This is a genomic window from Flavobacterium sp. GNP010 (assembly GCF_056428945.1).
Genome location: NZ_JBWJVK010000011.1, coordinates 72,942 through 99,248 on the forward strand (window position 1 = coordinate 72,942; position 26,307 = coordinate 99,248).

24 protein-coding genes are annotated in these 26,307 nt (G+C 32.3%); 10 read left to right on the forward strand and 14 right to left on the reverse strand.

Translation table 11 applies throughout. From position 1 onward, the window contains the following. Positions 1-375 precede the first annotated feature (375 nt). Genes xseA through AC061C_RS06610 form a run of 3 tightly spaced genes read left to right on the forward strand, consistent with a single transcriptional unit; the run spans position 376 to position 2,641 of the window. On the forward strand, positions 376-1,788 hold the full coding sequence (gene xseA / locus AC061C_RS06600) for an exodeoxyribonuclease VII large subunit (RefSeq protein WP_478290511.1): 1,413 nt from the start codon (positions 376-378) through the stop codon (positions 1,786-1,788). 1 nt (position 1,789) lies between these two features. Beyond that, positions 1,790-1,987 (forward strand): exodeoxyribonuclease VII small subunit, encoded by a 198-nt coding sequence (gene xseB / locus AC061C_RS06605; protein WP_478290512.1) that lies wholly within the window; start codon positions 1,790-1,792, stop codon positions 1,985-1,987. 18 nt (positions 1,988-2,005) lie between these two features. Further along, positions 2,006-2,641: an SOS response-associated peptidase gene (locus AC061C_RS06610; RefSeq protein ID WP_478290513.1), complete on the forward strand. Its 636-nt coding sequence runs from the start codon at positions 2,006-2,008 to the stop codon at positions 2,639-2,641. A gap of 679 nt (positions 2,642-3,320) precedes the next feature. Here AC061C_RS06610 and AC061C_RS06615 read toward each other — a convergent pair. Both AC061C_RS06615 and AC061C_RS06620 read right to left on the reverse strand, forming a co-directional pair. Next, a complete protein-coding gene (locus tag AC061C_RS06615; protein ID WP_478290514.1) occupies positions 3,321-4,715 on the reverse strand; it encodes a di-heme oxidoreductase family protein in 1,395 nt (464 codons plus the stop codon). Positions 4,716-4,781: 66 nt separating this feature from the next. After that, positions 4,782-5,948, reverse strand: a complete 1,167-nt coding sequence (locus AC061C_RS06620; RefSeq protein WP_478290515.1) for an imelysin family protein — start codon at positions 5,946-5,948, stop codon at positions 4,782-4,784. A 159-nt stretch (positions 5,949-6,107) separates the two neighbouring features. On the opposite strand from AC061C_RS06620, the gene AC061C_RS06625 reads away from it, so the two are divergent. The 4 genes from AC061C_RS06625 to AC061C_RS06640 all read left to right on the forward strand — a co-directional run bounded on the left by AC061C_RS06625 (position 6,108) and on the right by AC061C_RS06640 (position 12,311). Continuing rightward, positions 6,108-7,337 (forward strand): DUF4856 domain-containing protein, encoded by a 1,230-nt coding sequence (locus AC061C_RS06625; RefSeq protein WP_478290516.1) that lies wholly within the window; start codon positions 6,108-6,110, stop codon positions 7,335-7,337. A gap of 72 nt (positions 7,338-7,409) precedes the next feature. Next, positions 7,410-8,525 carry an imelysin family protein gene (locus AC061C_RS06630; RefSeq protein ID WP_478290517.1) on the forward strand — a complete coding sequence of 372 codons (1,116 nt, stop codon included), beginning with the start codon at positions 7,410-7,412 and terminating at the stop codon, positions 8,523-8,525. Between the two features lie 2 nt (positions 8,526-8,527). Next, on the forward strand, positions 8,528-9,895 hold the full coding sequence (locus AC061C_RS06635; protein WP_478290518.1) for an HTTM domain-containing protein: 1,368 nt from the start codon (positions 8,528-8,530) through the stop codon (positions 9,893-9,895). Further along, positions 9,876-12,311 (forward strand): TonB-dependent receptor domain-containing protein, encoded by a 2,436-nt coding sequence (locus AC061C_RS06640; RefSeq protein ID WP_478290539.1) that lies wholly within the window; start codon positions 9,876-9,878, stop codon positions 12,309-12,311. Before AC061C_RS06635 ends, AC061C_RS06640 begins: the two co-directional genes overlap by 20 nt. Before the next feature lie 534 nt (positions 12,312-12,845). Here AC061C_RS06640 and AC061C_RS06645 read toward each other — a convergent pair. The 4 genes from AC061C_RS06645 to AC061C_RS06660 form a co-directional block, all read right to left on the reverse strand. Beyond that, positions 12,846-14,390 (reverse strand): PepSY domain-containing protein, encoded by a 1,545-nt coding sequence (locus AC061C_RS06645; RefSeq protein WP_478290519.1) that lies wholly within the window; start codon positions 14,388-14,390, stop codon positions 12,846-12,848. A gap of 102 nt (positions 14,391-14,492) precedes the next feature. Then, positions 14,493-16,655 (reverse strand): TonB-dependent receptor, encoded by a 2,163-nt coding sequence (locus tag AC061C_RS06650; protein ID WP_478290520.1) that lies wholly within the window; start codon positions 16,653-16,655, stop codon positions 14,493-14,495. 93 nt (positions 16,656-16,748) lie between these two features. Next, positions 16,749-17,000 carry a hypothetical protein gene (locus AC061C_RS06655; protein WP_478290521.1) on the reverse strand — a complete coding sequence of 84 codons (252 nt, stop codon included), beginning with the start codon at positions 16,998-17,000 and terminating at the stop codon, positions 16,749-16,751. Positions 17,001-17,546: 546 nt separating this feature from the next. Next, entirely contained in the window at positions 17,547-17,669 is a 123-nt protein-coding gene (locus tag AC061C_RS06660) for a toxin-antitoxin system YwqK family antitoxin (protein WP_478290522.1), read from the reverse strand. A 320-nt stretch (positions 17,670-17,989) separates the two neighbouring features. Here AC061C_RS06660 and AC061C_RS06665 point away from each other — a divergent pair, with 320 nt between their 5' ends. Both AC061C_RS06665 and AC061C_RS06670 read left to right on the forward strand, forming a co-directional pair. After that, positions 17,990-18,346 carry a transposase gene (locus tag AC061C_RS06665; protein ID WP_478290523.1) on the forward strand — a complete coding sequence of 119 codons (357 nt, stop codon included), beginning with the start codon at positions 17,990-17,992 and terminating at the stop codon, positions 18,344-18,346. Positions 18,347-18,396: 50 nt separating this feature from the next. Further along, complete coding sequence (locus AC061C_RS06670; RefSeq protein WP_478290524.1) at positions 18,397-18,567, forward strand: hypothetical protein; 171 nt, start codon at positions 18,397-18,399, stop codon at positions 18,565-18,567. 122 nt (positions 18,568-18,689) lie between these two features. On the opposite strand, the gene AC061C_RS06675 is transcribed toward AC061C_RS06670, so the two are convergent. Both AC061C_RS06675 and AC061C_RS06680 read right to left on the reverse strand, forming a co-directional pair. Further along, positions 18,690-19,811, reverse strand: coding sequence for a serine hydrolase domain-containing protein (locus AC061C_RS06675; RefSeq protein WP_478290525.1), 1,122 nt, complete (start codon positions 19,809-19,811; stop codon positions 18,690-18,692). Positions 19,812-20,610: 799 nt separating this feature from the next. Continuing rightward, the gene (locus AC061C_RS06680) at positions 20,611-22,398 is read right to left on the reverse strand and encodes a S41 family peptidase (protein ID WP_478290526.1); all 1,788 of its coding nucleotides are present in this window, start codon (positions 22,396-22,398) and stop codon (positions 20,611-20,613) included. A gap of 317 nt (positions 22,399-22,715) precedes the next feature. Between AC061C_RS06680 and AC061C_RS06685 the strand changes: the two genes are divergently transcribed. Then, on the forward strand, positions 22,716-22,931 hold the full coding sequence (locus AC061C_RS06685; RefSeq protein ID WP_478290527.1) for a transposase: 216 nt from the start codon (positions 22,716-22,718) through the stop codon (positions 22,929-22,931). A 112-nt stretch (positions 22,932-23,043) separates the two neighbouring features. On the opposite strand, the gene AC061C_RS06690 is transcribed toward AC061C_RS06685, so the two are convergent. The 6 genes from AC061C_RS06690 to AC061C_RS06715 form a co-directional block, all read right to left on the reverse strand. Further along, on the reverse strand, positions 23,044-23,274 hold the full coding sequence (locus AC061C_RS06690; protein WP_478290528.1) for a hypothetical protein: 231 nt from the start codon (positions 23,272-23,274) through the stop codon (positions 23,044-23,046). 89 nt (positions 23,275-23,363) lie between these two features. Beyond that, on the reverse strand, positions 23,364-24,293 hold the full coding sequence (locus AC061C_RS06695; RefSeq protein ID WP_478290529.1) for a hypothetical protein: 930 nt from the start codon (positions 24,291-24,293) through the stop codon (positions 23,364-23,366). Further along, a complete protein-coding gene (locus tag AC061C_RS06700) occupies positions 24,268-24,621 on the reverse strand; it encodes a hypothetical protein (protein WP_478290530.1) in 354 nt (117 codons plus the stop codon). Before AC061C_RS06700 ends, AC061C_RS06695 begins: the two co-directional genes overlap by 26 nt. A 170-nt stretch (positions 24,622-24,791) precedes the next feature. Beyond that, positions 24,792-25,199 (reverse strand): hypothetical protein, encoded by a 408-nt coding sequence (locus AC061C_RS06705; RefSeq protein ID WP_478290531.1) that lies wholly within the window; start codon positions 25,197-25,199, stop codon positions 24,792-24,794. A gap of 246 nt (positions 25,200-25,445) precedes the next feature. Then, the gene (locus AC061C_RS06710; protein ID WP_309755596.1) at positions 25,446-25,847 is read right to left on the reverse strand and encodes a GlcG/HbpS family heme-binding protein; all 402 of its coding nucleotides are present in this window, start codon (positions 25,845-25,847) and stop codon (positions 25,446-25,448) included. 10 nt (positions 25,848-25,857) lie between these two features. Continuing rightward, positions 25,858-26,304 (reverse strand): OsmC family protein, encoded by a 447-nt coding sequence (locus tag AC061C_RS06715; protein ID WP_478290532.1) that lies wholly within the window; start codon positions 26,302-26,304, stop codon positions 25,858-25,860. Positions 26,305-26,307: the final 3 nt, after the last annotated feature.

Genomic DNA, 26,307 nt, shown 5'->3' on the forward strand with positions numbered 1-26,307 from the left:
GCGCAGCACGAACAATGACAACCTTTTGAACGGCCTGTGCCCTTTTTTCAGGAGAAATAGTCATTGGCAGGGACTATGGATTTATCGTAAAATTTTGAGAGAGACTATCAAGAGGCAAGTAAGCCTCTTTTTTTTGAGAAATAATTTTTGTTTTGATATCGTATTTTTGATCACTATTGTCCATAAGTATCATTACCCTTTCGCTCAAGATTGCTTTCTATGTGACTAGGATTCTAGAAATAGTAACATATTGAACAAACAGGAAAATAGTTCCCATTCTTCACCACAAAAATTTATTAAATCATTTTGAACCATTTATAACAATCTGAAAAAACTACTTTATCTTTGATAAAATAAAAAAGGAACTGTCCTTTGATGCATAAATCCAACGTCAGAATGCCTGAGAAAACCGATGACAAAACTATTTTTTCGCTACTTGAAGTAACAAAAAGCATCAAAAAAACACTGGAACAACGATATTCTAGTGTTTTTTGGATTAAAGCGGAAATGAACAAACTGAATCATTACAGTCATTCAGGGCATTGTTTTCCTGAAATTATAGAAAAAGTAGATGGTAAAATTGTAGCCCAATGCAAAGCAACCATGTGGCGTGATGATTATCAAAATATAAACCGCAACTTTCTAAGAATTTTACAGGAACCGCTTAAAGACGGGATTAAAATATTGTTTCTGGCTAAAATTTCCTTTGACCCCGCTTTCGGTCGTTCACTCCAAATTATAGATATTGATCCACAGTTTACCTTAGGAGATTTAGAAAATGAAAAGCGACAAACCATCAAAAAATTAAAAGAAGAAGGAATTTATGATGTAAACAAAAAGCTGGAACTTCCTTTATTACCGCAAAGGCTAGCAATCATTTCAGTAGAAACCAGCAAAGGCTACGGTGATTTTTTAAATGTAATTGACAACAACAATTGGAATTATAAATTCTTTTACCTCTTGTTTCCATCCATATTACAAGGTGATAAAGCTGTAACGGGTATTATTGCTCAGCTAGAGCGAATAAGGAAAGTGATCCATCATTTTGATGCAGTAGCCATCATAAGAGGCGGTGGTGGCGATGTCGGCCTATCCTGTTACAATAAGTATGAACTAGCCAAAGTTATAGCACTATTCCCCATTCCTGTCTTTACGGGTATTGGTCATGTAACCAATGAAACCGTATGTGAAATGATCGCGCATACCAATGCCATAACACCAACAAAACTTGCGGAATATCTCCTTCAAAAATTCCATAATATTTCGGTTCCCATTCAAAAGGCAAAAGAAAAAATAATAGACAAAGCCAGACGGTTGATCAGTGAAGAGAATGTGACTCTAGAATCCGAACTGAAATTGTTTCGTTCATTGACAAATACCATACTTAACAATAATGAAAACAAAATAAAAAATGCAAGTTATGCCATAAAGCAACAATCTCAATTCATTATAAAAAACAGCAATAACGTTTTAGAATCTTTGTATCATAAAACTCAGATGGCTACAACCGATAGGATTGAGCAATCACAATTAGCGGTATTATTAATGCAAGAAACCATAAAAACGGCATCCATTAAAAACTTTAAAAATGCCGAACTTGCATTGGCATACATTGAAAAAAACATCCAAATCATGGATCCTGTAAATGTTTTAAAAAGAGGTTTTAGTATCACCTATCATAATGGTAAAGCAGTCAAAAATACAACGCACCTTCAAGAGGGAACTACTATAGAAACAGTGCTTTTTAACGGAACGATAGAAAGCACCATCACAAAAATCAAAGAATAAAATGGAAGATGAACTAAATTACACAAAAGCTTTTGAAGAATTGCAAAGTATTGTATCCGAAATAGAACAAGGCGAAATATCAGTTGATGACCTTTCTGAGAAAGTCAAAAGAGCCACTACACTAATTAAATTTTGCAAGTTAAAACTAACCATAACAGCAGAAGATGTGAATGCAATTTTAAAAGAACTCGAAAATTAAAAAGTTAAAGGGAAGAGTATGTGTTATCATTCCAAACTAACCAAAATAGCTTTTGAAGTACAAAGTAGGTTCAAGGCTACAATTGACAATCCGCTAGAATTCAAACCAGCAACTCATGCCAATGGTTTTGAACATCCCAAAACTCCAGTAATCATTGATGAAAAACCAAACATCATTACGCATTACAATTGGGGCTTGATACCAGCGTGGGCTCAAGATGAAGACATAAAAAAATTCACCTTAAACGCTAAAATAGAGACAATCAACGAAAAACCTTCCTTCAAAAACTCAGTAAATAAGCGATGTCTTGTGATTGTGAATGGCTTCTATGAATGGCAATGGCTTGACAGCAAAGGAAAAAATAAAAACAAATTTGAAATCGGAATTGGGAATGAGGATCTGTTTGCTTTCGCTGGAATTTATGCGCAATGGACCAATACAATCACAGGTGAAATCAAAAACACCTATGCTATTGTTACCACCCATGCCAACACAGTTATGTCAGAAATACACAATATCAAAAAACGTATGCCTGTAATACTAAAACCAGAAGACGAAGCAAAATGGTTGCAACATCATCCTATAGAAGCATTCGCCTTTCCATTTGAAGTTAATTTGGTGGCTAAAAACCTGAATCAAAATTCTCTTTTCTAACAAGCCAAACAGCATCAGGTAATCCCAAAAGGGAACTATTGCTCTATCTTATACAAAAAAGCGCATTAGATAAACTAGAGTAGATATTTCTAATGTGGCAAATAATGGGAAATCAAGAAAAATTGACTTTACAGACAAAATAGAAACATATCACTGTTGAGGGACAATTTCAATAATCAATAGCTATTACTTCAACTTTGCAGAGGCAACAAAATGTCCCTATACTTCCAATTTTATTTTATTTAATTATTTTATTTTGGAACGCCTTATAATAATTATTACAAAAAAGAAGTGGCATAAAATCAGAATAACTTTTTTTGGCTTCTTAAAATAGCCAAAAGTTATATCCGATTTTAACCAAGATAAAAGAATATAAAACTAAAAACCTATCTTAAATTGTTGAGATTTCGGTCTGAAAAATGGGTACAGCATAAAATAGCCAAAAGTTATCTCCGATTGTAACCAAGGTAATAGAATATAAAACTAAAAACCTATCTTAAAACGTTGAGATTTCTGTCTGAAAAATGGGTACAGCATAGATCTCTCTAAGCACACTTTTGCTGATTAAACCTTCAAGACCTAAGTTAGCTAAAGTTTCAATTAATAATGACTTAATAGCTATGTCTGCTTTTTCCTGATATAAGAAGACCATTACATCAACTTATATCAGGATAATAGATTACAATGAATTTATAAAACTCAACAAATCATTTCTGTCTTTTGCAGAAAGTTGTTTGTATTTGTTTTTGGCATTTTGACCTTCGCCACCGTGCCATAGAATAGCTTCTTCAACATTCTTTGCTCTACCATCGTGCAATAAATTGGTATGATTATTTACAGTTTTAATAAGTCCGATACCCCATAAAGGAGGCGTTCTCCATTCATTGCCAGTAGCCAAGAAATCTGGTGTATTGTCTGCTAATCCTTCTCCCATATCATGCAATAATAAATCCGTAAACGGACGAATGGTTTGGTTACGTAAAGCTGCAATAGGGTGTGTATTTCCTGTTTGTACTAAAGGAATATGGCAATTGGTACAACCAACAGTTTCAAATGTTTTTTTTCCTTTCAAAACATTTTGATCGGAATAATTTCTCCGTGCCGGAACTGCCAATGTACTGGAATATAAAACGACTCGATTTAAATTTAAATCTGAAATTTCGGGTGTCCCACCATTTGGAATTGTCGTAGCATCAACACCAGTTGGTACATCTTCATTAGGAAATAAACTCGTTGTTATTCCCATATCACCTAAGAAAGCACCTGCAACTTGCTGACGAACACTTGATTGATTTGCTTTCCATCCAAAACGACCAAGCTTCTGACTATTTGAAACAACATCATAAACATAGTTTGCTTTTCCTGAGATACCATCTCTATAATTATTGGTTACAAAACTTAAAATTGTACTTTCTGGAATGGCTTCCAATAATCCTAAACCAATCATTTGGCTAGCTACTCTTGGCGAAATTTGTACATTGTTTGCCAATGAACCATAACCCAAATTATTGATTTGATAGATTGGTTTTTGCAGGATTACAGTAGTTCCGTCTGCAAAAGTTTCGGCAATGGATTGATAAGTAATCACATATTTCCCCTCTACGGTTTGACCTAGAATGGCATTGTCTTGTAATTGTCCTCCATAAATTGGATCTAGAAGTGAACCTCCATTGCTGTTTGTACCGGGAATACTTAATCTTAATAATAATCCGTGACCAAGTTCACCATCAAATATAGGAGCTCTTCCTCTTCCGTCTTTAAAATGACAACTTGCACAGGCTATTGCATTAAAAAACGGTCCCAAACCATCTCTAGCAGTTGTAGAGGAGGGTGCAGAAACCCAACTTTGTCTAAAAAAAGAGTTTCCTATACCAAAATCGGATTGCTCATCGAATGTCAAGTTGGGAGCAGAAAAGCCAAAAGCTTCTTCCGAAGTATTAAAAACAGTAGTTTCTCCACCAGAATATTGTTCCCTCTCTTCGGGTGTTAATGCTACATATTCATCGTCAGTATTGGCACAACTAAAAAGTTGAAAGCAAATTAGAAAAGCGAGACCTTTGAAAGTGTTCTTCATTTTGTTAAATAGAAAAAAGTGTACAGTTACAAGGACACTTTGATTAAACCTGAATTTACGAATTCATTAATTTACAGTGATACCAATTTTCGAAGCACCAGCAAGCAAATTAGAACCAAAATCTTTCAGCTGTAAAACTGCCATTCTAACTTTCGCACCTTCTGTAGAGGTTAAACCGCCAGAAATAGCTAAATCGAAAGGTGTTACTATCGCACTAACTTTAGTTACGGCAGCGTTTAATGCTACATCTGTGCTATTGTATGTATTTGTGTTAGCTTGTTTAACCAAATCTTCCAGTGATGCTCCATCAACAGTTCCGTAATTCCCTTTATACACGTTGATTACTCCTTGAAGATTCAAAGCAATATCTCTATGAGTATTATCACTAAAACAAGAATGTTCGTCTTCTTGATCTGCATTTCCAAGTGCAACATCCATATGCTCTACTGGTAATTCTGCAGACACAAGTGTAGTTATCCCAAGATAAATATTTCTGACAGCGACATCATCAGGTAGTGCAAGGAATTTAGATCTATAGGTACCGCCAACTTTCCATTGGTTTACTAAATACTCCAAATTATCGGTCAATAAATCAGCGCATGCTTTCAAATAAGCTGCTCTTCTTGTTTGATTTGAATTTGTTCCCCCAACAACATAATCCGTATAGGCTCTCAATCCAGCTAGGTTTGCCGAAGGAGCTGTCAAATCTTGTCCCCAAAGTAAAAATTCTATAGCGTGATATCCAACACTGATATTTTTTTCTCCACCTTGTTCATTTAAACGCTCTAAAAGAGATTTGTTTATTGTTGGGAATGTTGTAAAATCATTGATTATTCCAGCATTTGTAGCCCCTTGAACATAATCAACATAATTTTCATCTAATGGCCAGGCATTTAATAATCCTTCTGGTCCATCGGCATTATCAATTGGTCCATCAGCAAAACGAAAGGCTTCGGTAGTACCATAACTTTCTCTTGCAGCTTTCCATTTGCTTTTAGCATTATCAAAATTGACTTGAGTTGGTGATGTTGTAAATGTATTTATTGCTGTTTCTAGTATTACGGCATCATCATACGCTTTTTGATAATTGGCGTTAGCAATGTTTGCATAATTTACCACAACTTGTTTTTTTGTAACATTAGAAGTATTGGAAGAATCATCGTTAGTATTACAAGAAGTAATTAAAACCCCCATTGTTAAAAGTATTGAAACTTTTAAAAATATTTTTCTCATAGTTTTGCTTTATTTAGAATGAATAAACTTAACGCAAAAATATAAACTTTTATTAAATTGCCAAATTTTATTTAGAATAAATATAAATAAAAATTTGTTTGTTCTAATTTAGGTTTTATATTTGCAGAAATTATTTTAATTCAATCTAAATTAACTGAAATGAACTTTAAAAAATTATCTCTTTCCGCATTCCCAATTTTATTGTTAGCGCTTGCATCTTGTTCAAATGACGATGCTACAGTTGAAGATACGTATAATTATACTGTTCCAGCAACCTACACATTCGAAAGAAATGCCGTGACTTCTGTAGATTATTCTGGGCAATCGAGCCGCTTATTAATGCTTGATGAGATGGGGAAATATTTTAGTACAGCCGCAACAAACGGCACTGTCGCTGATGACGCAGTACTATCAGACATGTATGCTAATGTAAATAACCTTTATACTGGCGCAGGTTTAAACGCTTCAGGAAAACAATTAAAAGATAAAACGGCTGCTTCAAAAGATTATTTTTCATTATATCTTGGTGGTGGTTCAATAGCTGAACAAGTAAGTGTTCGTGATTTATTTGAAACCCAATTTGACAATGGTGATGCTGCAAGTCAAGGAGCAACAGCTTCTGCGGGTGTTGCAGGTGTTTATCTAGATGGAACAAGCAAGCGCTTATTTGCAGCAAATGGATTAGAGCCCCAACAAGTATTATTAAAAGGAATGATGGGGGCTTGCTTTATGGATCAAATAGCTAATAATTATTTAAGTCTAAATAAGCTTGATGGCGGTACTAATAAAGTTGACAACACAAACAAAGTATTGTTAACAGGAAAGAGTTATACTGAAATGGAGCACAACTGGGATGAAGCTTATGGCTATATCTATGGAGCGGATAATTTAACTGTTACGCCAAACACTTTCAAATTCTGGAGCAGTTATATCAATCAAGTTAATGCCGATACTGATTTTAATACTCTTAAAGCAGATATTGACTTGGCTTTCCGTAAAGGTAGAGCAGCAATCGTAGCTAATGATTATAAAGTTCGTGATGCTCAAATCGATATTATCAAATCAAAACTAGCAATGGTTTCAGCAGTGAGAGCTGTATTTTATTTGCAAGAAGGGAAAGGTAAATTAGCAACTGATAAGGGAGCAAAAGCTTTTCACGCTTTGTCTGAAGGTTATGGATTTATTATGTCACTGCGATATACAAATAAACCAGGAACAAATAGTCCTTATTTTACCAAATCAGAAGTAGATGCAATGTTAGCTTCTATGGTAAGCGGAACAAATGGTTTGTGGGCTATCGATACTTTAGGAGCAAAATTAGATACCATATCTACACAAATAGCAGCAAAATTTGGGTTTACAGTTGCTCAAGCTACCACAGTAAATTAACTCAGTAAAAAATAACAAAGCAAGAGAAATTAACCCTCTTGCTTTTGTACTTTTGCTTAAATTTTTAAGAATATGAAAAAGATACTATTAGTTTTAAGTTTTGTTGCCGTATTTGTAGCTTGCTCATCAAATGATGGTGAAAATAGTACGGACGGGGATAATTACGATAGAACAGCACTTTTAACAAACTGGGCTGATAATATTATTATTCCAAGTTATGTAAATTATCAAGCGAAAGTTCAAATATTGGTAACTAGCACAAATACTTTTGTTGCAACTCCAACTGAAGCAAATCTTCAAATTATGAGAACTTCTTGGTTAGAGGCTTATAAAGCATATCAATATATATCGATGTATAATTTGGGTAAAGCGGAAGAGATTAATCTTAATATGGCTTCCAATACTTATCCAACAAATCCAATCGGTATAGAATCAAATATTTCATCTGCAACTTATAATCTGGAACTGTTGTCTCAATTTGACAAACAAGGTTTTCCGGCATTGGATTATTTAGTTAATGGACTGGGTGCAAATAGTGCGTCAATTATTGGTTTTTATGCTACAAATGCAAATGCTGCAAATTACAAGCAGTATTTAACAGCTGTTGTTAACAAACTAAAAACTAATGCTGATGCAGTTGTAATCAGTTGGAATTCAAGTTTTAGAAATAGTTATATTGCTAACAATGGGACTTCGGTAAGTAGTTCAGTGAATAAAACAACAAATTTATTTGTAAAAAATCTTGAAAAAGATATTCGGACCGGTAAATTAGGTATTCCAGCAGGTGTTTTTTCAAGTGGCGCCAAATTTCCAGAAAAAGTAGAAGGGTATTATAAAAATGATATTTCTAAAGAGTTGTTGAATGTTTCAATAAAAGCACAGCAAGATTTTTTTAATGGAAAACATTTTAATAGTACTACAACTGGCGAAGGTCTAAAAACGTATTTAGATTTTTTAAATGCTATTAGGAACAATCAGAAGTTAAGTGATATTATAAATAATCAATTTGCTACTATCTATACAGTAAACAATGCGCTTAACAATAGTTTTTCTCAGCAAGTAAATGCTGATAATTCAAAAATGATTGCCGCATATGATGCTTTACAGCAAAATGTAATCTATACAAAACTAGATATGATGCAAGCATTAAATATTACTATTGATTATGTAGATGGCGATGGCGATTAATTATGGGTTTAAGTATAACAAAATATCTAAATAAATATTCAGAGGCATCAACGCTAGCTTTTTTTAGGCTAGCGTTTGGCTTTATGATGGTTTTAAGTCTTATCCGATTTGTGAGTTATGGTTGGATTGATAAATTTTATATCCAACCCCAATTTCATTTCACGTATTATGGCTTTGAGTGGGTTAAACCGCTAGGGAATTACACGTATATATTGTTTTTTGTTTCAGGGTTGGCAGCTTTTTTTGTCGCAATAGGATACAAATACAAAATATCAATAATTACCTTTTTCCTGAGTTTTACTTACATTGAATTTATGGACAAAACCACTTACCTGAATCATTATTATTTTATTACGGTGGTGAGTTTTATACTTATTTTTTTACCTGCTAATGTCTATTTTTCAATCGATGCGTATAGAAACCCTAGAATTGCCTATCAGAAAATCCCGAGATGGACTACTGATATTTTAAAACTGTTGTTAGGTATTGTATATTTTTATGCTGGCTTGGCAAAACTTAATTCCGACTGGCTTTTTGAAGCGATGCCACTCAAAATCTGGTTACCCAATAATTCTAATTTACCTCTAATTGGTTCGTTGTTAAACGAGAATTGGGTGCACTATGCATTTAGCTGGACGGGGATGATTTATGATTTAAGTATACCTTTTTTATTACTGTATAAAAGAACTCGCTTATTTGCTTTTGTTTTAGTGGTAGTCTTTCATATTCTGACTAAAATTTTATTCCCTATTGGTGTTTTTCCGTATATAATGATTTTAAGTTCATTGCTCTTTTTTAATTCGGATTTTCATAAAAAGGGTTTACAAATTATTTCAAAATTATTCAATTTCAGTATGACTGTTTTTGAGAACGGTAAAGAAAAAATTCAGCATTTTAATGGAGTTTATAATACTAAAATAGCCTTTTTAACCTGTTTTTTATCTTTTCAGTTACTGTTTCCTTTTCGGTATGTATTTTATCCAGACGAATTATTTTGGACAGAAGAAGGTTTTCGATTTTCGTGGCGCGTGATGCTTATGGAAAAAGCTGGTTATACCCAATTTAGTGTTACCAATTCTAAAACGAAAGAATATATAGTGATCAATAACAGTCATTTCTTAACCACTTTTCAGGAAAAGCAAATGTCATTCCAACCAGATTTTATTTTGGAATATGCACATTTTTTACACGATTATTATCAAAAAAAAGGCATCCACGACCCCGAAGTTAGAGTAGAAAGCTATGTTGCTCTCAATGGAAGATTAAGTCAAAAATATATCAATCCAACAATAAATTTAGCCAAAGAAAATGAAACATTCCATCACAAAACTTGGATATTACCTTTTAACGATGAAATTAAAGGATTTTAGTTGTATTCTACTTTTATTTTTTACAATAAATAGTTTTTCCCAATTTAAAATTTCAGGAATGACAACAGCTGGCAATGGTGCGGTACTAGCTTCCGTTGAAATATATAATAAAACTTCCGGAACTAAATATCTATCCAATTCTAAAGGAGAGTTTTCAATAGAATTAGACAAGTCAGGGAATTATGAACTTGTTTTTTTCAAAGAAAACTATGCGGTTTTAGAAAAAACAGTTGCAACATCCGATGAAAGCATTGTTATTGTTTTGGATAAAGTAACCAACCTTTCGGAAGTAGTTATCAATAAACAAAAAGAAAAAATATTTGCACTCAATAAATTAAAAGATATTGATGAAACTGCTATTTACGCTGGAAAAAAAACCGAAGTAATCTCGTTAAATAAAATTACGGCAAATAAAGCAACCAATAATGCACGTCAAATATTTGCTCAAGTTGTAGGATTAACAATCAACGAGAGTTCTGATGGTGGTTTACAATTAAGTATTGGTGGACGAGGATTAGATCCAAACCGAACATCTAATTTTAATACCCGTCAAAACGGTTATGATATAAGTGCAGATGTTCTTGGTTATCCTGAAAGTTATTATGCTACACCTACTGAAGCCCTCGAAGAAATTCAGGTAGTTCGCGGTGCAGCATCATTGCAATACGGAACTCAATTTGGAGGATTAGTCAATTTTAAACTAAAAACACCAAGTCAAAAACCATTTGAATTCGCAACGAGAAACACTCTTGGCTCTTATGGTTTGTTTACCAATTTTACCTCATTAAGCGGTACAAAAGGTAAATTCAGTTATTACACCTTTTATAATTACAAACAAGGAAATGGTTTTAGACCCAATTCTGAATTTGAAAGCAAAAACTATTTTGGGAATTTGAATTATCAGTTCAACGAAAAAACATCATTGCATTTTGATTATACTTATTTTAATTATTTAGCCCAACAAGCTGGCGGATTAACTGATGTGATGTTTAATGAAGATCCAACACAAAGCAATAGAACCCGAAACTGGTTTGCAGTAAACTGGAATTTATTTGCATTGCGATTAAAACATAAATTTACTGCAAATACCGATTTTTCATTGCAATTATTTGGTTTAGATGCAAGTAGAAAAGCAGTTGGATATCGTTCTAATAGGGTTTCAAATCCTGATGGAGTAGGTACGGAAAGAGATTTAATAATTGGGGAATTTGTCAATTGGGGAGCGGAGGCACGATTTTTAAAACGCTACAAAATGAAAACCAACACTAGCGCTTTTTTAATTGGAGCCAAATATTATCAATCTAAAAATTCAGGAGTTCAAGGTCCGGGAACCTCGGGTAGTGATGCCAATTTTAATGTTGCTGATGCAGAATTTCCTTTTTATGCCAACCAATCCAATTATACGTATCCAAACTTGAATGTATCGGTTTTTGGAGAGAATATTTTCAAAATAACTTCTAATTTTTCTGTAACACCAGGTTTTAGATTCGAAAAAATAAAAACACAGGCAGAAGGTTCTTATCGAAAAATAAATCTGGATTTGGCCGGAAATGTGATTTTGGATGAAACCAAGTTTGAGAATAATATAAAAGACAGAAACTTTGTTTTGTTAGGGGTTGGATTAAGCTATAAACCATTGAATAGAATAGAATTTTACGGAAATGTTTCACAAAATTATCGGTCGGTAACGTTCAATGACATCAGAACTGTAAGTCCAAGCCAGGTGATTGATGAAAATATTTCGGACGAAAAAGGCTATACTTCTGATGTTGGAATTCGGGGACAAATAGGGGATAAAGTAACCTTTGACGCAAGCGTTTATGGATTGTATTATGACGATAAGATAGGGGAATATGAAACCAGAAATCCTAATGGTTCTGCAGCAATTGTAAGGTTCAGAGATAATATTGGAACTGCTGTCACTTATGGTTTTGAAACGATGTTTGATTGGAGTTTGAATAAAACTTTTTTCAAACAAAAAGAAAACTTCGTTTGGAATGTTTTCTCCAATATCGCTATTACAGATTCGGAATATTTAAAATCGGACGCACCAAATATTGAAGGAAATAAAGTGGAATTCGTACCGCTGTACAACATAAAAACGGGAACAGGAATTGGATATAAGAATTTTATTTCGAGTGTACAATTTACCTATGTATCTTCTCAATTTACGGAAGCAAACAACAGTATAACAGATGTGAATGACAATACGTATGGTATTTTTGGTCAAATTCCTGCCTATTATGTAGCTGATTTTTCAACTTCCTACAAATGGAAAAAATGGAAACTGGAAGCTGGGATTACTAATTTTACAAACAATAGTTATTTTACAAGAAGAGCGACTGGTTATCCCGGTCCCGGAATAATACCATCTGATACTAGAACTTTTTATACTACGCTTGAGTTTGTTTTTTAATGCAGAATAATAAGCTTATGCCGTTTCAGGAAGTAAGATTTTTGGTAGAATGAAATACATTTAGGTGCAAGTAAAATTGAACTGAAATGATACTGGATTGGTGTATAACAATCTATTTTGCAATAGGGAATACTTTGGATAATACAGTTTGCAAAGGTTCGGTTGCTAAATTATTTAACATAAGCATGACTTTCACTTTCAAAATTAGTCTTTTCTTCGGAATCCGAAAATTCATATGCGGTGTTGATATAGAAACACGAGATTAGAATTAGAAGTATTATTCTAATCTATACTTTCATTGTTGTAAAAAAATAAACAATACTACTACTTTGTTTGTAATTGATAAAATCTTTGTCTGTTATCTTTTTTATTATTTTTAAGAACATTAGAAATATCTCATAATAAGCTACTATCCTAATATCCTTTTTACCAAACCATACCCTGCTCTATTTAATAAAGAAAGATGTCGTTCGGCATCTTCCTTTATTAATCCTATAATATATTACAATTTTATTAATCTTTCTTATTTCACCTTCATTTTCTTTTAAAAAATAAAATTAAACCTAAAACACTCACAATTAAAATTCCTAAAGCGGAAATTACAGTTATCAAATCACGAATATTTTTTCCAGCCCATTCCATCAATAAAAATTTATGAAAAATAGCAAAAGAGTAACCTTCAAGCCTAGTGCTTCTATTTACCACAGATGCCAAACTAGATGTTGATGTCTCTATGTAATATGTTGTATTGTCGGGTGTGTTATATTCTAATTTTACAACTGGCAATCGCTTATTGACAAAACCATATTCTCGTTTGTCAAAATCGGTTAGGATCGAACTGCTTTTTAATACAAAATTAGGATTGTAACTTTCAGTGCCGTCCATTTCGCAACAATTTGAAGTTGGATTTATTAACATTTTCGAAAATTTTGTTACCAGAAATTGTGCGTATTCTATTTCAATGTTTTTTTCTAAAAGATTTGAATTTGCATTTACAAATTGTTTTTCCCAATTTTCATTTTCAGCATCATACAAATCACATTGATAAAAATAATTTTTCTTGAATTTAATGATTGAAATATTGATTAGTTGGCTCAAATCTACCTTAGTTTGGGTTGATAGAATTTTGATGTTAGAAACGTTTACAATTGGTTCATATATCATTTTTGGCAAAACATTGGGTTGCCATTTTTGGATTGCGTGATAACCTCCGCTAAATGCGAAGGTCAGAGTCAAAAACGAGACAATTATACCAATTTTACGATGATTATTTCTTAAAAACCCTTCTGGATTTGTTGGTGTTACTTTTTTAAACTTCTTCCACATAAACGCATAAATTACTATACCACTAATGGCTGAAAATAATATGATTGAGAGAAACAAAAGCATCGAAATTATCCGTAAGTAGTTGTTTGCAATAGCATCTATAAAAGCCCAATTATGAAAAGTATCGAATATCCAAATAAAAATTTGGCGCGATTTCGGGTTGTAAGTTGCTAGTTTACTAGAATTGGTTTCTACATAAACTTGCATTTCATCATCCCTATCGAATGTAAGTTTGTAAACGGGTAAATATCGATTGATGTACTTGTATTGCGATGTAAATTCGGTTAATAATTCAATTTTTACAACATTACTTTTTGCATCATCGATAAAATATCTTGATAAATATTCAGCATACTTTTGGTCGCCATTTTCTAATTCATTTGCGTTTAAAGCATTGAAATATCGATATTCATTTCTAACTGTTTTAATTTGATAATACGTTTGGTTTGCAAAACTTACCATTCTAAAATTCTTGAATAAATCAATTTTATTTTGAATTAAAACTTCTTGAACTGAAAGTTTTATTTGCGTAGTTTCAATCGGTTTTATTTCCAATTTTTCGTGTGCAATTTCAGGCTTAAAAAAATGAGCCATAAAAGGGTGCATTATACCTGATAAAGTCCAAAATATAACTGGAATTAATGTAATAATTCCTAATGAACGATGCCATTTGTACATATTTTGCTTTATTTTTTTGATGATTTTTGAATCTTTCTTTTTAGATTGATTTTCTTTTGAAATAGGTTTTTCCATTGTAGTTTTTTTATAGTCCGATAGCACTGAAAATCCTTTTTGAGGGCGATTTTTCTCGCCCTTAAAAAGAGTGTAACGAATAGCGGGATTGGCTCGTGAAAATTATTTTTTTAAATCGAAATTATATTGAATTCCAAACATAAATGTTCTTGGTGCAGAAACCGTATAAGTTGCTTTATCAGTCGCGTTGTTTCCTTTTGAAACATTATAAGCGTACAATTTATCGGTTATATTCATAATGTTTGTGTAAAACTCTATGCCTTTATACCTGTAAGCGACTCTAGCGTTGAAAAAGCTATATCCATCATATTTTACCGTGTTTATTTGGTCTTGGTAATAACTAGAAACATATTGCCATTCGACTGATGTTCTGAAATTAGGTAACCATTTTGGATAGTAACTCACTTCAGAATTTCCTACCCATTTTGGAGCAGATGGCATCTCAAAGCCATCGAGTTTCTGAACTGGGTCGGTTGGTTTATCGCTTACTTTAAAATCAATAAATTTGTGTTGTGCTGTTGTTCCGCCTATTCTAAATTGCCATTCCTGGGTTGGTTGATAATTTACGCCAAACTCAATTCCCTTGTGGCTTGTTTCTCCTGCTGATTGATAATCGGTCGAGTTATCAGGTTGGCGAATACTTAATAATTCGTTGTTCCCTTGTAGATAATAAACTGCATAATCAACAAATAATTTGTTTTTAAGTAAATTTAAAAAACCGCCAATTTCATAATTATTAAATTGCGCAGGTTTAAGATTATAATAAAAATCTGCTGGAACTGTTGCTGTTCCTGTCCCTGGTTTTTTTCTAAAAATTGAGGTTAATCCCGGAGGTGCAAATCCTTGAGCAAGGTTTCCGTAGAAACCAACATTTTTATTCAAATTGAAGTTTGCTCCAATTTTACTAGTAAATCTATTGTATTTTTTTATCCCTTCAGATTTATCAATATTGTTGATATAACTCAAATCCATTTGGTCAAAACGTGTTCCTAAAGTAAATTTAAGTTTCTCGATAACATTAAAACTGTATTGTAAATACCCTGCCGAATTTTTAATTTTCGCTTCGTAATCTGCTAATTTTATATCAGGTCTTTCGGCAAGAATTTGATAATTATTCACTGAAAGTCCTCCTGCATTTAAGTTGGCCTTCAAATCTATTTGATACGAATTGTAGTCGTTAGGCGAATAATCATATAATGCCCCAGCGATTAAATTTGATTTCAAAAATTCGAATTTTTGAGAATGTTGTGCCAAAACACCGTAACTTTTGAAGTTGTTTGAGTTTATTTCTCCTCTTGCTTTATTGGTGTCGTTTGCTGCACTTGGTGTTGGATTCCAACGAATTCCATAAGATGGATTTTGTCCCAGTTTATTATCTCTATGGAAAACGGTTACAAATGTTTCGGATTTGTCATTCCAATTATGGTTTAATGTCATTCTAGTTCTTAAAGCTTCGGATTTTCGGTAAGTAAAATCGGTTGTGCTTGAATAATTTCTACTCTTAAAAGTTTCTTCGTTAATACTTCCGCTAGTTTGCGAATAGTATTTTCCTTTCATAAAAGTTGTTGTCAATTTGGTGTTTGGAGTGATATCATAATCCAAACGCAAATTGATATTGTTTTTAGAATAATCAGATGATGCTAACCAAGAATTTTTTTGGTCGGAAGTTAAACCCGAAACATAAAAACCAATTTTTCCAATTGTTGCACCACCGGCAACCTGCAAACGTTTATAACCGAATTGGTCGGCTTGAACACCAATTTTGAAAGTTGGGTCTAAAGTTGGACTTTGTGTAATAAAATTTATTGTTCCACCAATGGCTTCTGGTCCATAAATAGAAGAAACCGGTCCTTTCACAACTTCGATACTATTAAGCGAAAACTGGTTTATTTCTAACAAAGCGTTGTGATTAAAAACGCCTAATGGACGAATTGGCAAGCCATCTTCGAGATACAAAAAGTAACTAGAGTACGAAATAGGCTGACGAATTGCCATTGCGTGCTGTTCGTTTCCGAGATTGACCATTAAAACTCCCGGAGTTTTATTGATAACCTCGTAGATACTTGTTGGTTTAGTTTCAGATATAGTTTTTGCAGTTAATTTGCTTACTGAAACTGGAATTTCCGAGCGTTTTGCAGCGCCTCGATTTGCAGTTATAATTACTTCTTCAAGTTGCTGTTCCGTTTTTGTGCTATCTTTTACCGTTTTGTTTTGTGCATAAGAAAATTGCCCAATAAGAATTAGGACTAAAATTATTTTTTTCATTAGATAATTATAAATATTAATAATCGTTTCGTTGACTTAAAGTCAACAAAAAATGCATTTCGAGATATTGAAATGATAAATTAAAAAATATAATTATGCGGTGGGTGGATGAAAAATTGCAAAAGAAACCGAGATTGGTTTTGAAGCGTAATAATAAGAAATATTTTTATTAATTTCTAAAAGTGCTATAGGAGTGAAGTTGTATGATATTGAACTAATTGTGTAAACGGTTTCTACTTTTTCTTTTAAAATATTTTCGTGTTTTTTTTCGTTTTGGGCTTGTTTTTTTAATTCCGCTCGTAAAACACAATTACCATTACAACTATTGTTTTTTTGTTTTCTCAATACGCAAAGTGTTTTCGCAATTTCGTTTTGATTGATTTTAAAAGTAACACAAATAATGATAGTACTAAATGAGTTTAGTAATAGTGTTAATGTTAGAAATATTGAAAACAGAAATTTCAACTATTTTTTTTGCAAAGTTAAGTTTTGATCCTCATTTTTTCTAAACTATTTCTATATTTTTTTCGATTATTTTAAGGGATTATTTTTATGAAAATTGCTTTTATATTTAATAGATAAGGCACTAACTTCTAATTAATTACTAATTCAAAAGATGTTAATTCCTTATGCCTAAATTACATAGAAAAAATAGCTGATGGTATATCGTTTTTTAGATATTCACCATCTTTAAAGTTTTGAATTTCTATTAAATTGCCGTATTTGTCAAATAAATTTAGTTTTCCATTTCCGTCTTTTAAGTTACCTTCATCAATTGCTTTGCATTTACATCAAAACAACTAATTATTGTATTAGTTTTCCATTAGTATATAATCGTTCTGTATAGATTTTGCCGTTAGTATGAAACCAATCCCATTTACCAATTAATTTTCAATTGTTTAGTGTTCCAGTTCCTTCTTTATTGCCGTTTTCGTGAAAAAATCTCCATTTTCCATTTTGTTTTCCTTCATTAAAATCTCCAATCTGATGCAATTTTCCATTTTCGTGAAACATTTTCCGAATCCAATTTTTTTTCCATCACGATATTTACCTTTTTGAAATATCTTTCCATTTTTATGATAGAATTTCCAATTTTCAGTTTTTAAATAATTTGTTGCTATCCCGATTTTTTTTAATTCACCACTGTCATAAGTATCTTTTGTTAGTTTACAAGAGACAAGTAATAAATTGATAATAAATAGGATAATATTTTTTTTCATTTATTAATATTATGTTCTTCTACGATTCATTTATAATTTATAACAAAATCAGTTTGTGAAAAAACTTTAGTTTACTTATAAACAAATATTACAAAACACTCTTATAAAATTAAGATGTTTCATATTTTTAAGCATACAACAAATCATAGGTGTTTCTCGACAACAACTGTGTTTTTAAAGTTTAGAAGATACTATGAGTTCCTACAACTAGATGCGATTTATAGATGTTTCGTCGAATCTATAGACTTCTCTAATCTCGGTTTTGCAATAAAAACGCTCAAGACCGAAGGTCGCCCAAGTTTTGATAGTAAAGTGTTTCTAAAGATTTATTTATATGGTTATCTCAACGGAGTCAGAAGTGGTCGAGATCTAGAAAAGGAATGTTTGCGAAATATGGAACTTCAATGGCTTATGGAAGATATTTGTACCAATTACCACAGCATTGCCGATTTCAAAAAAATAACCCAATAGCATTATAAAACACTTTCAAATTATTTGTTTCCTTCTTAAAAGTTGCTGATTTGATAAGTCGCGAAGCTATAGCCATCGATGGTTTTTTGGAGTTAGCCAAAACACAATTTCCTGTCAAAACTAATTTTACGGTTAAGGGCCTTACGCTCGAAAGTGAAGAAAAACACGATAGCAAACCAAAAAATACTTCTCCAAAAAAAGAGGACACTAAATCCTCTTGAAATTCTCTCTCAAAACTTTACGATAACTCCATAGTTCCTGCCAGTGACCGGTTCCGTTCAACCGGAGTTTCATTGTTCGTGCTGCGCACGCAACGAATCTCTAGCTGTTAGCGGTAGTTTTTTTAATACTCTTTTAAAGTTAGTTCTAATTTATTTAAAGTATCTTCAATGTTTGCGCCTGTAGTTCTATCATTTTGATTTGCAATAATCAAGATTCCTAGATTGTATTTTGGTAAAATTTTAAGTATATTAGAAGTTCCATTTGAACCTCCGTCTTTTATATAGTTTGTATTTCCATTTTCATCTGCTACTGTGTCCCAGAAATATCCCATATCTATTTTTGAGTAAACTTTTCTATGAGATTCAATAACAACCTTATTATTTGGATTTAATTCAAACTTGATATATTTGCTTAAATCATCCATTGTTGATTTTAGAAATTTTGATGCTCCCCAAATACTAATTGTTAAAGGTTCCATAATATCGCCTTTTGCATTATAGCCATTTGCAAGAATCTCGTTATTTCCTACATTAAGTTTTGTAGATTTCATTCCTTCTTTTTTAAAAATCTCGTCATCTAATAGGTCATCGTAACTTTTTTTGTATACATTTTCTAAAATATAAGCACACAATTCTGGTGCTAAAGCACCATACTTATAGCCAGTTCCCGGAAGTGAATCTACTTTTACTTTTCGTAAATCAGCTAAGAAAAGTTCTTTAGTATACGCTTTATCGAGTCTGTTTTTATAATAAAGGAAAAGTTCAGCAGGGTATTTTTCTCTTATTTGTTGAGTAACAGGAAAAGGTGTTAGTATTCCACTTCTATGGACAAGTAAATCCTTTATTTTTATTGGCTTGCCTTGAAACTCTAAATTAGAAAAATCTTCATTGAGATATTTTCTAATATCGTCATCTAATCCAATTTTATTTTCTAATACAGCATTAGCCATAAGCGTTCCTGTAAATACTTTAGTTGTAGAGCCTATTTCAAAAAGTGTTTGATTGGTTGCTTTATTGCGTTTTCCTTTATCCAACTCTCCGTAGTGTTTTATATAAGTTTTTTTATTTTTAACAATTGCTATTGAAACAGAATTAGCTCCTGATTTTTTCAGAAAAGAGTCTGCAACTGTATCCATCGAATGGTATACAGATTTATCAAAATTATTTTTGCTTGAATTTAATTTTTTTTGCCCAAAAGAATGAACAGAAAGAAATACAAAAAAGAGGAATGAAAATTTTGTCATAATGTTATTGTTCTAAAATTTAGTGGGTTTTGGAAACTTACCGCTAACGTCAGTCTGTGAAAAAACCTCCGTTGTATTATCATCAAATATAACAAAATACTAATATAAAAAGAAGATTTTTCGTATTTTTAAGAATGCAACATAACACAGGTATTTCCCGTCAACAAATTCGTTTTTCAAGTTTACAAGATACTAAAAGTCCGATAATTTGGTGCGATTAATATATGACTTTGTCGAATATATTGACATCTTTAAGCGCTATTTTGCCATAAAAACGCTCAAGACCGAAGGTCGCCAGAGTTTCAATAGTAAAGTGTTTTTAAAGATCTATTCATATTGTTATCTCAACGGAGTTAGAAGCGCGAAATCTAGAAAAAGAATGTTTTAGAAACAAGAACCTTTAGTAGCTCATCGACGCTGTTGTCCCAATTACCGCAGCATTACCCATTTCAGAAAAATAACCTAATCGCATCAAAGAACACTTTCAAACTATTTGTTTCCTTCTAGAAAGATGCTGATTTTACAAGTGGACAAACCACAGCTATCGATGTTTTTTGGAGGTAGCCAAAACACAATTTCTTGTCAAAACTAATTTTATGGGTAAGGGAATTTATGTGCAAAAGTGATGGAAAACACAAAACTAAACCCAAAATGCTTCTCGAAAAAAAGAGGACACTAAATCCTTTTGAAATTCTCTCTCAAAACTTTACGATGACTCCATGGTTCCTGCCAGTGAACGGTTCTGATCAATAGTAATTTCATTGTTCGTGCTACGCACGCAACGAAATTCTAGCTGTTCTCAGAAGTTCAATTTTTTAGAAATCATTTTTATTACAAAATCCATTTCGGTGTCATTTCCGTTTATATAATCTTCAATGGTTGATTGTACATAAAAATCAGGTATTAGTCCTCGTCCAAAAGGAATATCGTTTTTATTCGTTTCTACTACAAATTTACACAGTGGAATTCTACCTGTTAGTTGGGTATTTGGCAAAGTATAAGAAATAAATGAACCACTCGTATTGCCATAATATCCACCGCCTGTTTCTTCTCCAAAAAATTTTGCATTGGTATAATTTCGTGCTAATGATGCAAATTCAGAACCACCTGAAAAAGTAAGTCCGCTAATTAAAATATAAATATTTCCTTTAAAGTTATTTGGTTTAATACTATCACCTTCATAATGCCCATTCATTGTCAAATATCTTCCATCTGTAGTTAAGTAAAAGTCTGTTTTTAAATCTTTGATTAAGTCATCTTCTTTACCATTGTAATCAGAATATTTTATAAACGAATAGTTGAAACCTGGTATTTCTACATATTTATACTTTTGATATTCTTTATTGACAAGATACGATAGCAAATGGTCTTCCATTCCTTGTGTACCACCTTCGCATTTTCTTAAATCAATAATTAAATTTTGAATATTTTTTTCGCTAATTTCCTTAAAACTATTTTCTAAATACTGTTTAAAACCTTTTCTGCCATTTTCAAACACATTTGTATTCAAATCATTTATAGTAAGAATTGCACAATTTATATCTTTTTTAATGCTAAAAGCTGATGGTTTCGTAAAACTATAATTAGGAATTTTTGCTTGTAAATTTGGAAGCAAATTTGAAAATTCCTTAAAGTTATAAGAAGGAATATTTTTATAGGTTAATTTTTCATTTGTTGTAGGGTTTTCAATTTCGATAGTGAAAAACGTCGGATTTAGTTCAAAAAAACGTAAATAGTATTTTGAAAAAGCAGTTTCTATCCATTTGAATTTGCTGGTCATATTAAAACCGTCAGAAGGTTCAATTTTTAGAAATGTTTCTAAAATTTTATCAACAGAGTTATTGTTAATCTTCGTAAGAATAAATCCTTTGGTATTAAAATTGTTCAAATCATTAATTAAGAATACTTTACCGTTTAATATTTTTACAAGAAATGGAAAATATTTTCCTGTTTGTTTTATGTAAGTACTTACATCATCTGAAATTCGGATATTGCTATGACCTTCTTTTGTAAATGATACAAGTGGTGCTACAATTTGATAAAATTCCAATGCATTCATTTTATCTTTTATTTTGCTTCGTTGAACCTTACAAATACTATCAAACTGTGGGTAAGTATTATACCAAAGGCCAACTTTTGTCTCAATAAAAGCGTTTTTCAAAATATCAAAATCTTTATTTAATTGTTGAGTTGTAAACAGCATTAATTTCTTTGGTATTTCTTTAATTGATATGGAAAATTTCCCTTCCTGAGAATTTTCTTTTTCATCTAACGGTTTTACATGTAGTAAAAATGTATTTGAATTATCAGGTGAAAAAATAATTTTTTCTGGACCAATTTGTCCATTTGGACTATCCTGCTCTTTAATAATTTTATTTTGATAGTCTTTTAGATACAGTATTACATCAATTCCCTGTTGTTCAACAATTATAGAATAGTATTTATCTTTTCTCAGTTCAAAAGAAAATATTTTTTCCTCTGTTCTTTTTACAACATGATTAGTTTTCGATTTGTTTGTCTCTAATTTTGTCTGTGCAATTATTGTGTTTGAAATTAATAGTAAACTTAAGATTAAATATTTGCCCATTTGTATAGTTTAGTTATTGAATTCGTCAATTTACAGAAGCATTTCTGTTAACATAAGTCTGTGGAAAAAGCTACTTGTAGTATCGCCAAATATAACAAAATACTTGTATAAAAAGAAGGTTTTTCGTTTTTTTAAGAATGATAACATATCACAGGTATTTCACGTCAACAAATGGGTTTTTGAAGTTTAGAAGACACTATAAGTCCAGATAATCAGGTGCGACTTATAGATCCCTTTGTAGGGCTTAGTGATATTTCTAAGGTTCGTTTGCTGTTAAAACGCTCAAGACTGAAGGTTGCTCGAGTTTCAATACTATAGTGTTTCTAAAGATCTATTTATACGGTTATCTCAACGGGGTCAGGATTGGTCGAGATATAGAAAAGGAATGTTTAAGAAACATTGAAATGCAATGGCTTTTAGAGGATAATCGTCCCAATTACCAAAGCATTACCGATGTCAGAAAAATAACCCAATCGCATCAAACAACACTTTCAAACTATTTGTTTCGTTATGGAAAGATGCTAATTTTATAAGTGGTGAAACCATAGCTATAGATTTTTTCTTGGCGGTAGCCAAAACACAATTTCTTGCCAAAACTAAGTTGAACTAAACCTTCGTAGCACGAAACCGAAAAAGTAGTACTTTTCAAAGATAACTGAAATAGGATATTATGACAAGAAAAAAAGCATTTCCAGTAACATCGCAATCTACGTTTATAAGTTTACAACTGGAAGGGAGTGGTGAATGAATATAACCATTAATAATTGCAGTAGCTGTTTGGCTTTCTTTAGCCATACTAGTAGTTACAGCAGCAGCACTATCCAATGAGAATGCCACCATTGGAAGCACAATCAATTTTAAAAAATCTGTTTTCATAATAAAAAAATTAATAATTATTATTTCGATCTACTCTTTTCTACAGGTTTTCGATCTTACCCCTGATACTGGCCAGTATATCTTTCATTTTATTTTTTCAGTTGCTTTAGGATAGGTGCTCCAAATGTATATTTGACAATTTGATGTCCTACTATTGCATAAAGAGCTTTCTCAGTTATTAATAAATCACTCATTTTCATCTTGTTTTCATGGTAGATATAAAAACTGAATAAATAGGTTTTATTGGTAATATCATAAACATCAACTATTGAGGCATAGCTCCAATTCTTTTCACTTTCATAACGACCACGAAGCCCTGATTGATTAAACAAAAGTTGATTAAAGGCCACACTTGTTAAATTAACAGAATAGGGCGGAGCTGCAAGTTTACTATCTCCTGATTTTTTGACTCTGACTACTTTTAATTTAGCTTTGGTAGTGGTATCAATAGTCGTAACTAGATGGACAAGTTGCAAAGCTGTATCGGCTACAATAAATTGATTTCGATAGAAATACGTGTAAACGATTTTCTTTAAACCCTCACTGTAAGTCAGGGTTCCGTCCGTGTCAAAAATACCGTCTATTTGTTTTTGTAATAAGTGCTTTTGCTTTCTAATTTTTAAAGAATCAAGTAAAGATACGGTACCCAATACATTTTCGTAAGTACCTAATTGTTGTCCTCTAAATACACAAGGAGTAGAGTCAATTGGTTGTAATATAGTAAAGTAAGGTTTTTTGGTAACCCAAATGGTAGCTTTCCAATTAGAAGTTAAACCCCGATAAATGATAGGAATAAAACCATCGTAAAGAAAAAAATAGGAACCCACAATTTTTGTTCTAACGGCTCTAAAAGGTAAGGTGTACGGTGTAAGTTGAATAGAATATTGTTTTTTATGTTGCAATGTGCTGTCAAACTCAATGATAGTTATAAGAGAAATGGTATTTCCTAAATAGATCTTTCCTTTAGAGTGGCCGGCAAAGTAAAATCCATAATTATTTAAGTTTTTTGTTAAAGCCATCGTGAACTTCTAGAGTTCCCAACTGCTCATCTCCTGTAAATAGCTTCAACAAGTTGACGCTTGTTTTTAGTTTTTTTATTTTAAATAGGGTATCGGCATTTTTTGGAACAAGTGTTATTTCGAATAAGTTCAAACCAAACGAAACATCAAAAGAAGCATTTTTCACCGTAAATGTATTGTTGTAGTCCACCGTCATTTCATTTGATATTTTATCTAGAGTTTGTTGTAAAACGGCATCTCTAAACACAAAAAAACCTCCAACAATAAGGCATATTACCACGAGGAATATCTTAAAAAAAAGACCAATTTTTTGTTTTGTGGTTTTCATGTTTACTATATTGATTTGGGATGGCTAAAATAGCAACTTTTCCCTTGTTTTGTATACGGTTAACCTAAAGTTTAATAAACCATTAGCATATAGATTGTTTAAGGCTATTTTGCTGTTAAATGGAGTTGTGGGTACAAACTACTTTTTTTGTAATTCTTGCAGTAATGTGTCTAATTTTTGTTTTGTGTTCCGTATTTTATTTGCAGTGTTGAGCCTTCGCCCATTCGGTTATAATACTCTAGTGCTTTATTTGCAAAAAAGCGTTTGTGAAAATAAGATAGTTCAGGAACTTGGGGGTATTGTTCATGATAAATCATTTCATAATACGCTTGCCATTCTCTCTCGTTTTTGTCAGCAATAGAGTTTTGAGGCGTTTTTTGTGCCACGTGAATCATCTCATGCAGGAGTAAGTTGAGCATTAAATGTAGCGGATATTCAAAAGTATTCTCCGGTATCCGAATAATTTGTGGTCCAGCCCGTGGTCCTTGGGTAGTCATCAAGATAAAGTTAGGCTTTGCTTTTTCTCTTAGTTCAAAACTCTTGAAATTAGGGTGTGTTAATCCGTATTCTTCAATCAAGAACTGCGCTGCAGCAATCGTTTATCCCATTTCATGAAAAGAATGTACAATTTGTAGTTGGTCTTGGTAGGTTTTCATTGGATTAGCGTAATTTATTTCAGTTTGTTGATGAGCAAAAGCATGGTAAATATATACTTTATTCGGTTTTATTCATAATCTAGTGAACTCTTCTAACTTTTAGACTTCAAACAAAAAAGCCTAACAAAACAAATATTTGTCAGGCTTTTAAAAATTAGGTTTTGTAAGTTACAGGATCGCTTTGGCTGCAAATTCTGCTACAGTATGATCGTCTTCTACGGTGCTGCCGCTTACTCCAATAGCTCCAATTACTTCACCAGCATTGTTTTTGATAACAACACCTCCAGGAAAAGTAATCAATCCGCCATTACTGTGCTCTATGTTGTACAACGGAGCATCAGGTTTTACCAACGGAGTTAAAGTGGCAGTGTCCATGGTGAACCATGCTGATGTTTTTGCTTTTTTGAATGAAATGTCAATAGAGCCTATCCATGCACCATCCATTCTAGCAAAGGCAACTAGATTTGAACCTGCATCTACTACGCAAATGTCCATTTTAGTGCCAATTTCTACTGATTTGTTTTTTGCTGCAGTGATTACTGCTTCTGCTTGTTGTAATGTAATGTTCATTTTTTTATACTTATTTGGTTGTAAATTGGGTAATTAATTCAATAGGTGTTGCACTTAATGCTTTGCTAATTGGGCATCCTAGTTTTACCGCTTCGGCTAATTCGTTAAATTGTGCTTCAGTCATTCCGTTTACTTCACCAGTTAAATGAAGTTTGATTACGGAGATTTCAAATCCATCGCCAGCAGCGTCGAGTGCTACTTTGGCCTCAACATGTAAAACTTCTGGAGTAAAACCAGCTTGAGTGATAGCAAAACTCAACGCCATAGCAAAACATCCTGCGTGAGCTGCAGCTAAGAGTTCTTCTGGATTGGTTCCTTGTGTACCATCTACGTTTTCAAAACGAGAATTAAAGCTGTAAGGAGTGTTATTAAAAAATTGATTTTGGGAGTTTAGAGTTCCTTTTCCCTCTAATCCGGTACCGTTCCATGTGGCGGTTGCTTTGCGTAATGTTCCCATAAT

Excerpts from the sequence above, each read along its gene's own strand:
- AC061C_RS06700 (WP_478290530.1), bottom strand. The coding sequence starts at position 24,621 with ATGAAAACCACAAAACAAAAAATTGGTCTTTTTTTTAAGATATTCCTC.
- AC061C_RS06645 (WP_478290519.1), bottom strand. The coding sequence starts at position 14,390 with ATGGAAAAACCTATTTCAAAAGAAAATCAATCTAAAAAGAAAGATTCA.
- AC061C_RS06680 (WP_478290526.1), bottom strand. The coding sequence starts at position 22,398 with ATGGGCAAATATTTAATCTTAAGTTTACTATTAATTTCAAACACAATA.
- AC061C_RS06635 (WP_478290518.1), top strand. The coding sequence starts at position 8,528 with ATGGGTTTAAGTATAACAAAATATCTAAATAAATATTCAGAGGCATCA.
- AC061C_RS06710 (WP_309755596.1), bottom strand. The coding sequence starts at position 25,847 with ATGAACATTACATTACAACAAGCAGAAGCAGTAATCACTGCAGCAAAA.
- AC061C_RS06620 (WP_478290515.1), bottom strand. The coding sequence starts at position 5,948 with ATGAGAAAAATATTTTTAAAAGTTTCAATACTTTTAACAATGGGGGTT.
- AC061C_RS06665 (WP_478290523.1), top strand. The coding sequence starts at position 17,990 with ATGTTTCATATTTTTAAGCATACAACAAATCATAGGTGTTTCTCGACA.
- AC061C_RS06715 (WP_478290532.1), bottom strand. The coding sequence starts at position 26,304 with ATGGGAACATTACGCAAAGCAACCGCCACATGGAACGGTACCGGATTA.
- xseA (WP_478290511.1), top strand. The coding sequence starts at position 376 with ATGCATAAATCCAACGTCAGAATGCCTGAGAAAACCGATGACAAAACT.
- AC061C_RS06640 (WP_478290539.1), top strand. The coding sequence starts at position 9,876 with ATGAAATTAAAGGATTTTAGTTGTATTCTACTTTTATTTTTTACAATA.
- AC061C_RS06650 (WP_478290520.1), bottom strand. The coding sequence starts at position 16,655 with ATGAAAAAAATAATTTTAGTCCTAATTCTTATTGGGCAATTTTCTTAT.
- AC061C_RS06690 (WP_478290528.1), bottom strand. The coding sequence starts at position 23,274 with ATGAAAACAGATTTTTTAAAATTGATTGTGCTTCCAATGGTGGCATTC.
- AC061C_RS06615 (WP_478290514.1), bottom strand. The coding sequence starts at position 4,715 with ATGAAGAACACTTTCAAAGGTCTCGCTTTTCTAATTTGCTTTCAACTT.
- AC061C_RS06660 (WP_478290522.1), bottom strand. The coding sequence starts at position 17,669 with ATGTTTCACGAAAATGGAAAATTGCATCAGATTGGAGATTTTAATGAA.
- AC061C_RS06695 (WP_478290529.1), bottom strand. The coding sequence starts at position 24,293 with ATGGCTTTAACAAAAAACTTAAATAATTATGGATTTTACTTTGCCGGC.
- AC061C_RS06675 (WP_478290525.1), bottom strand. The coding sequence starts at position 19,811 with ATGACAAAATTTTCATTCCTCTTTTTTGTATTTCTTTCTGTTCATTCT.
- xseB (WP_478290512.1), top strand. The coding sequence starts at position 1,790 with ATGGAAGATGAACTAAATTACACAAAAGCTTTTGAAGAATTGCAAAGT.
- AC061C_RS06610 (WP_478290513.1), top strand. The coding sequence starts at position 2,006 with ATGTGTTATCATTCCAAACTAACCAAAATAGCTTTTGAAGTACAAAGT.
- AC061C_RS06625 (WP_478290516.1), top strand. The coding sequence starts at position 6,108 with ATGAACTTTAAAAAATTATCTCTTTCCGCATTCCCAATTTTATTGTTA.
- AC061C_RS06630 (WP_478290517.1), top strand. The coding sequence starts at position 7,410 with ATGAAAAAGATACTATTAGTTTTAAGTTTTGTTGCCGTATTTGTAGCT.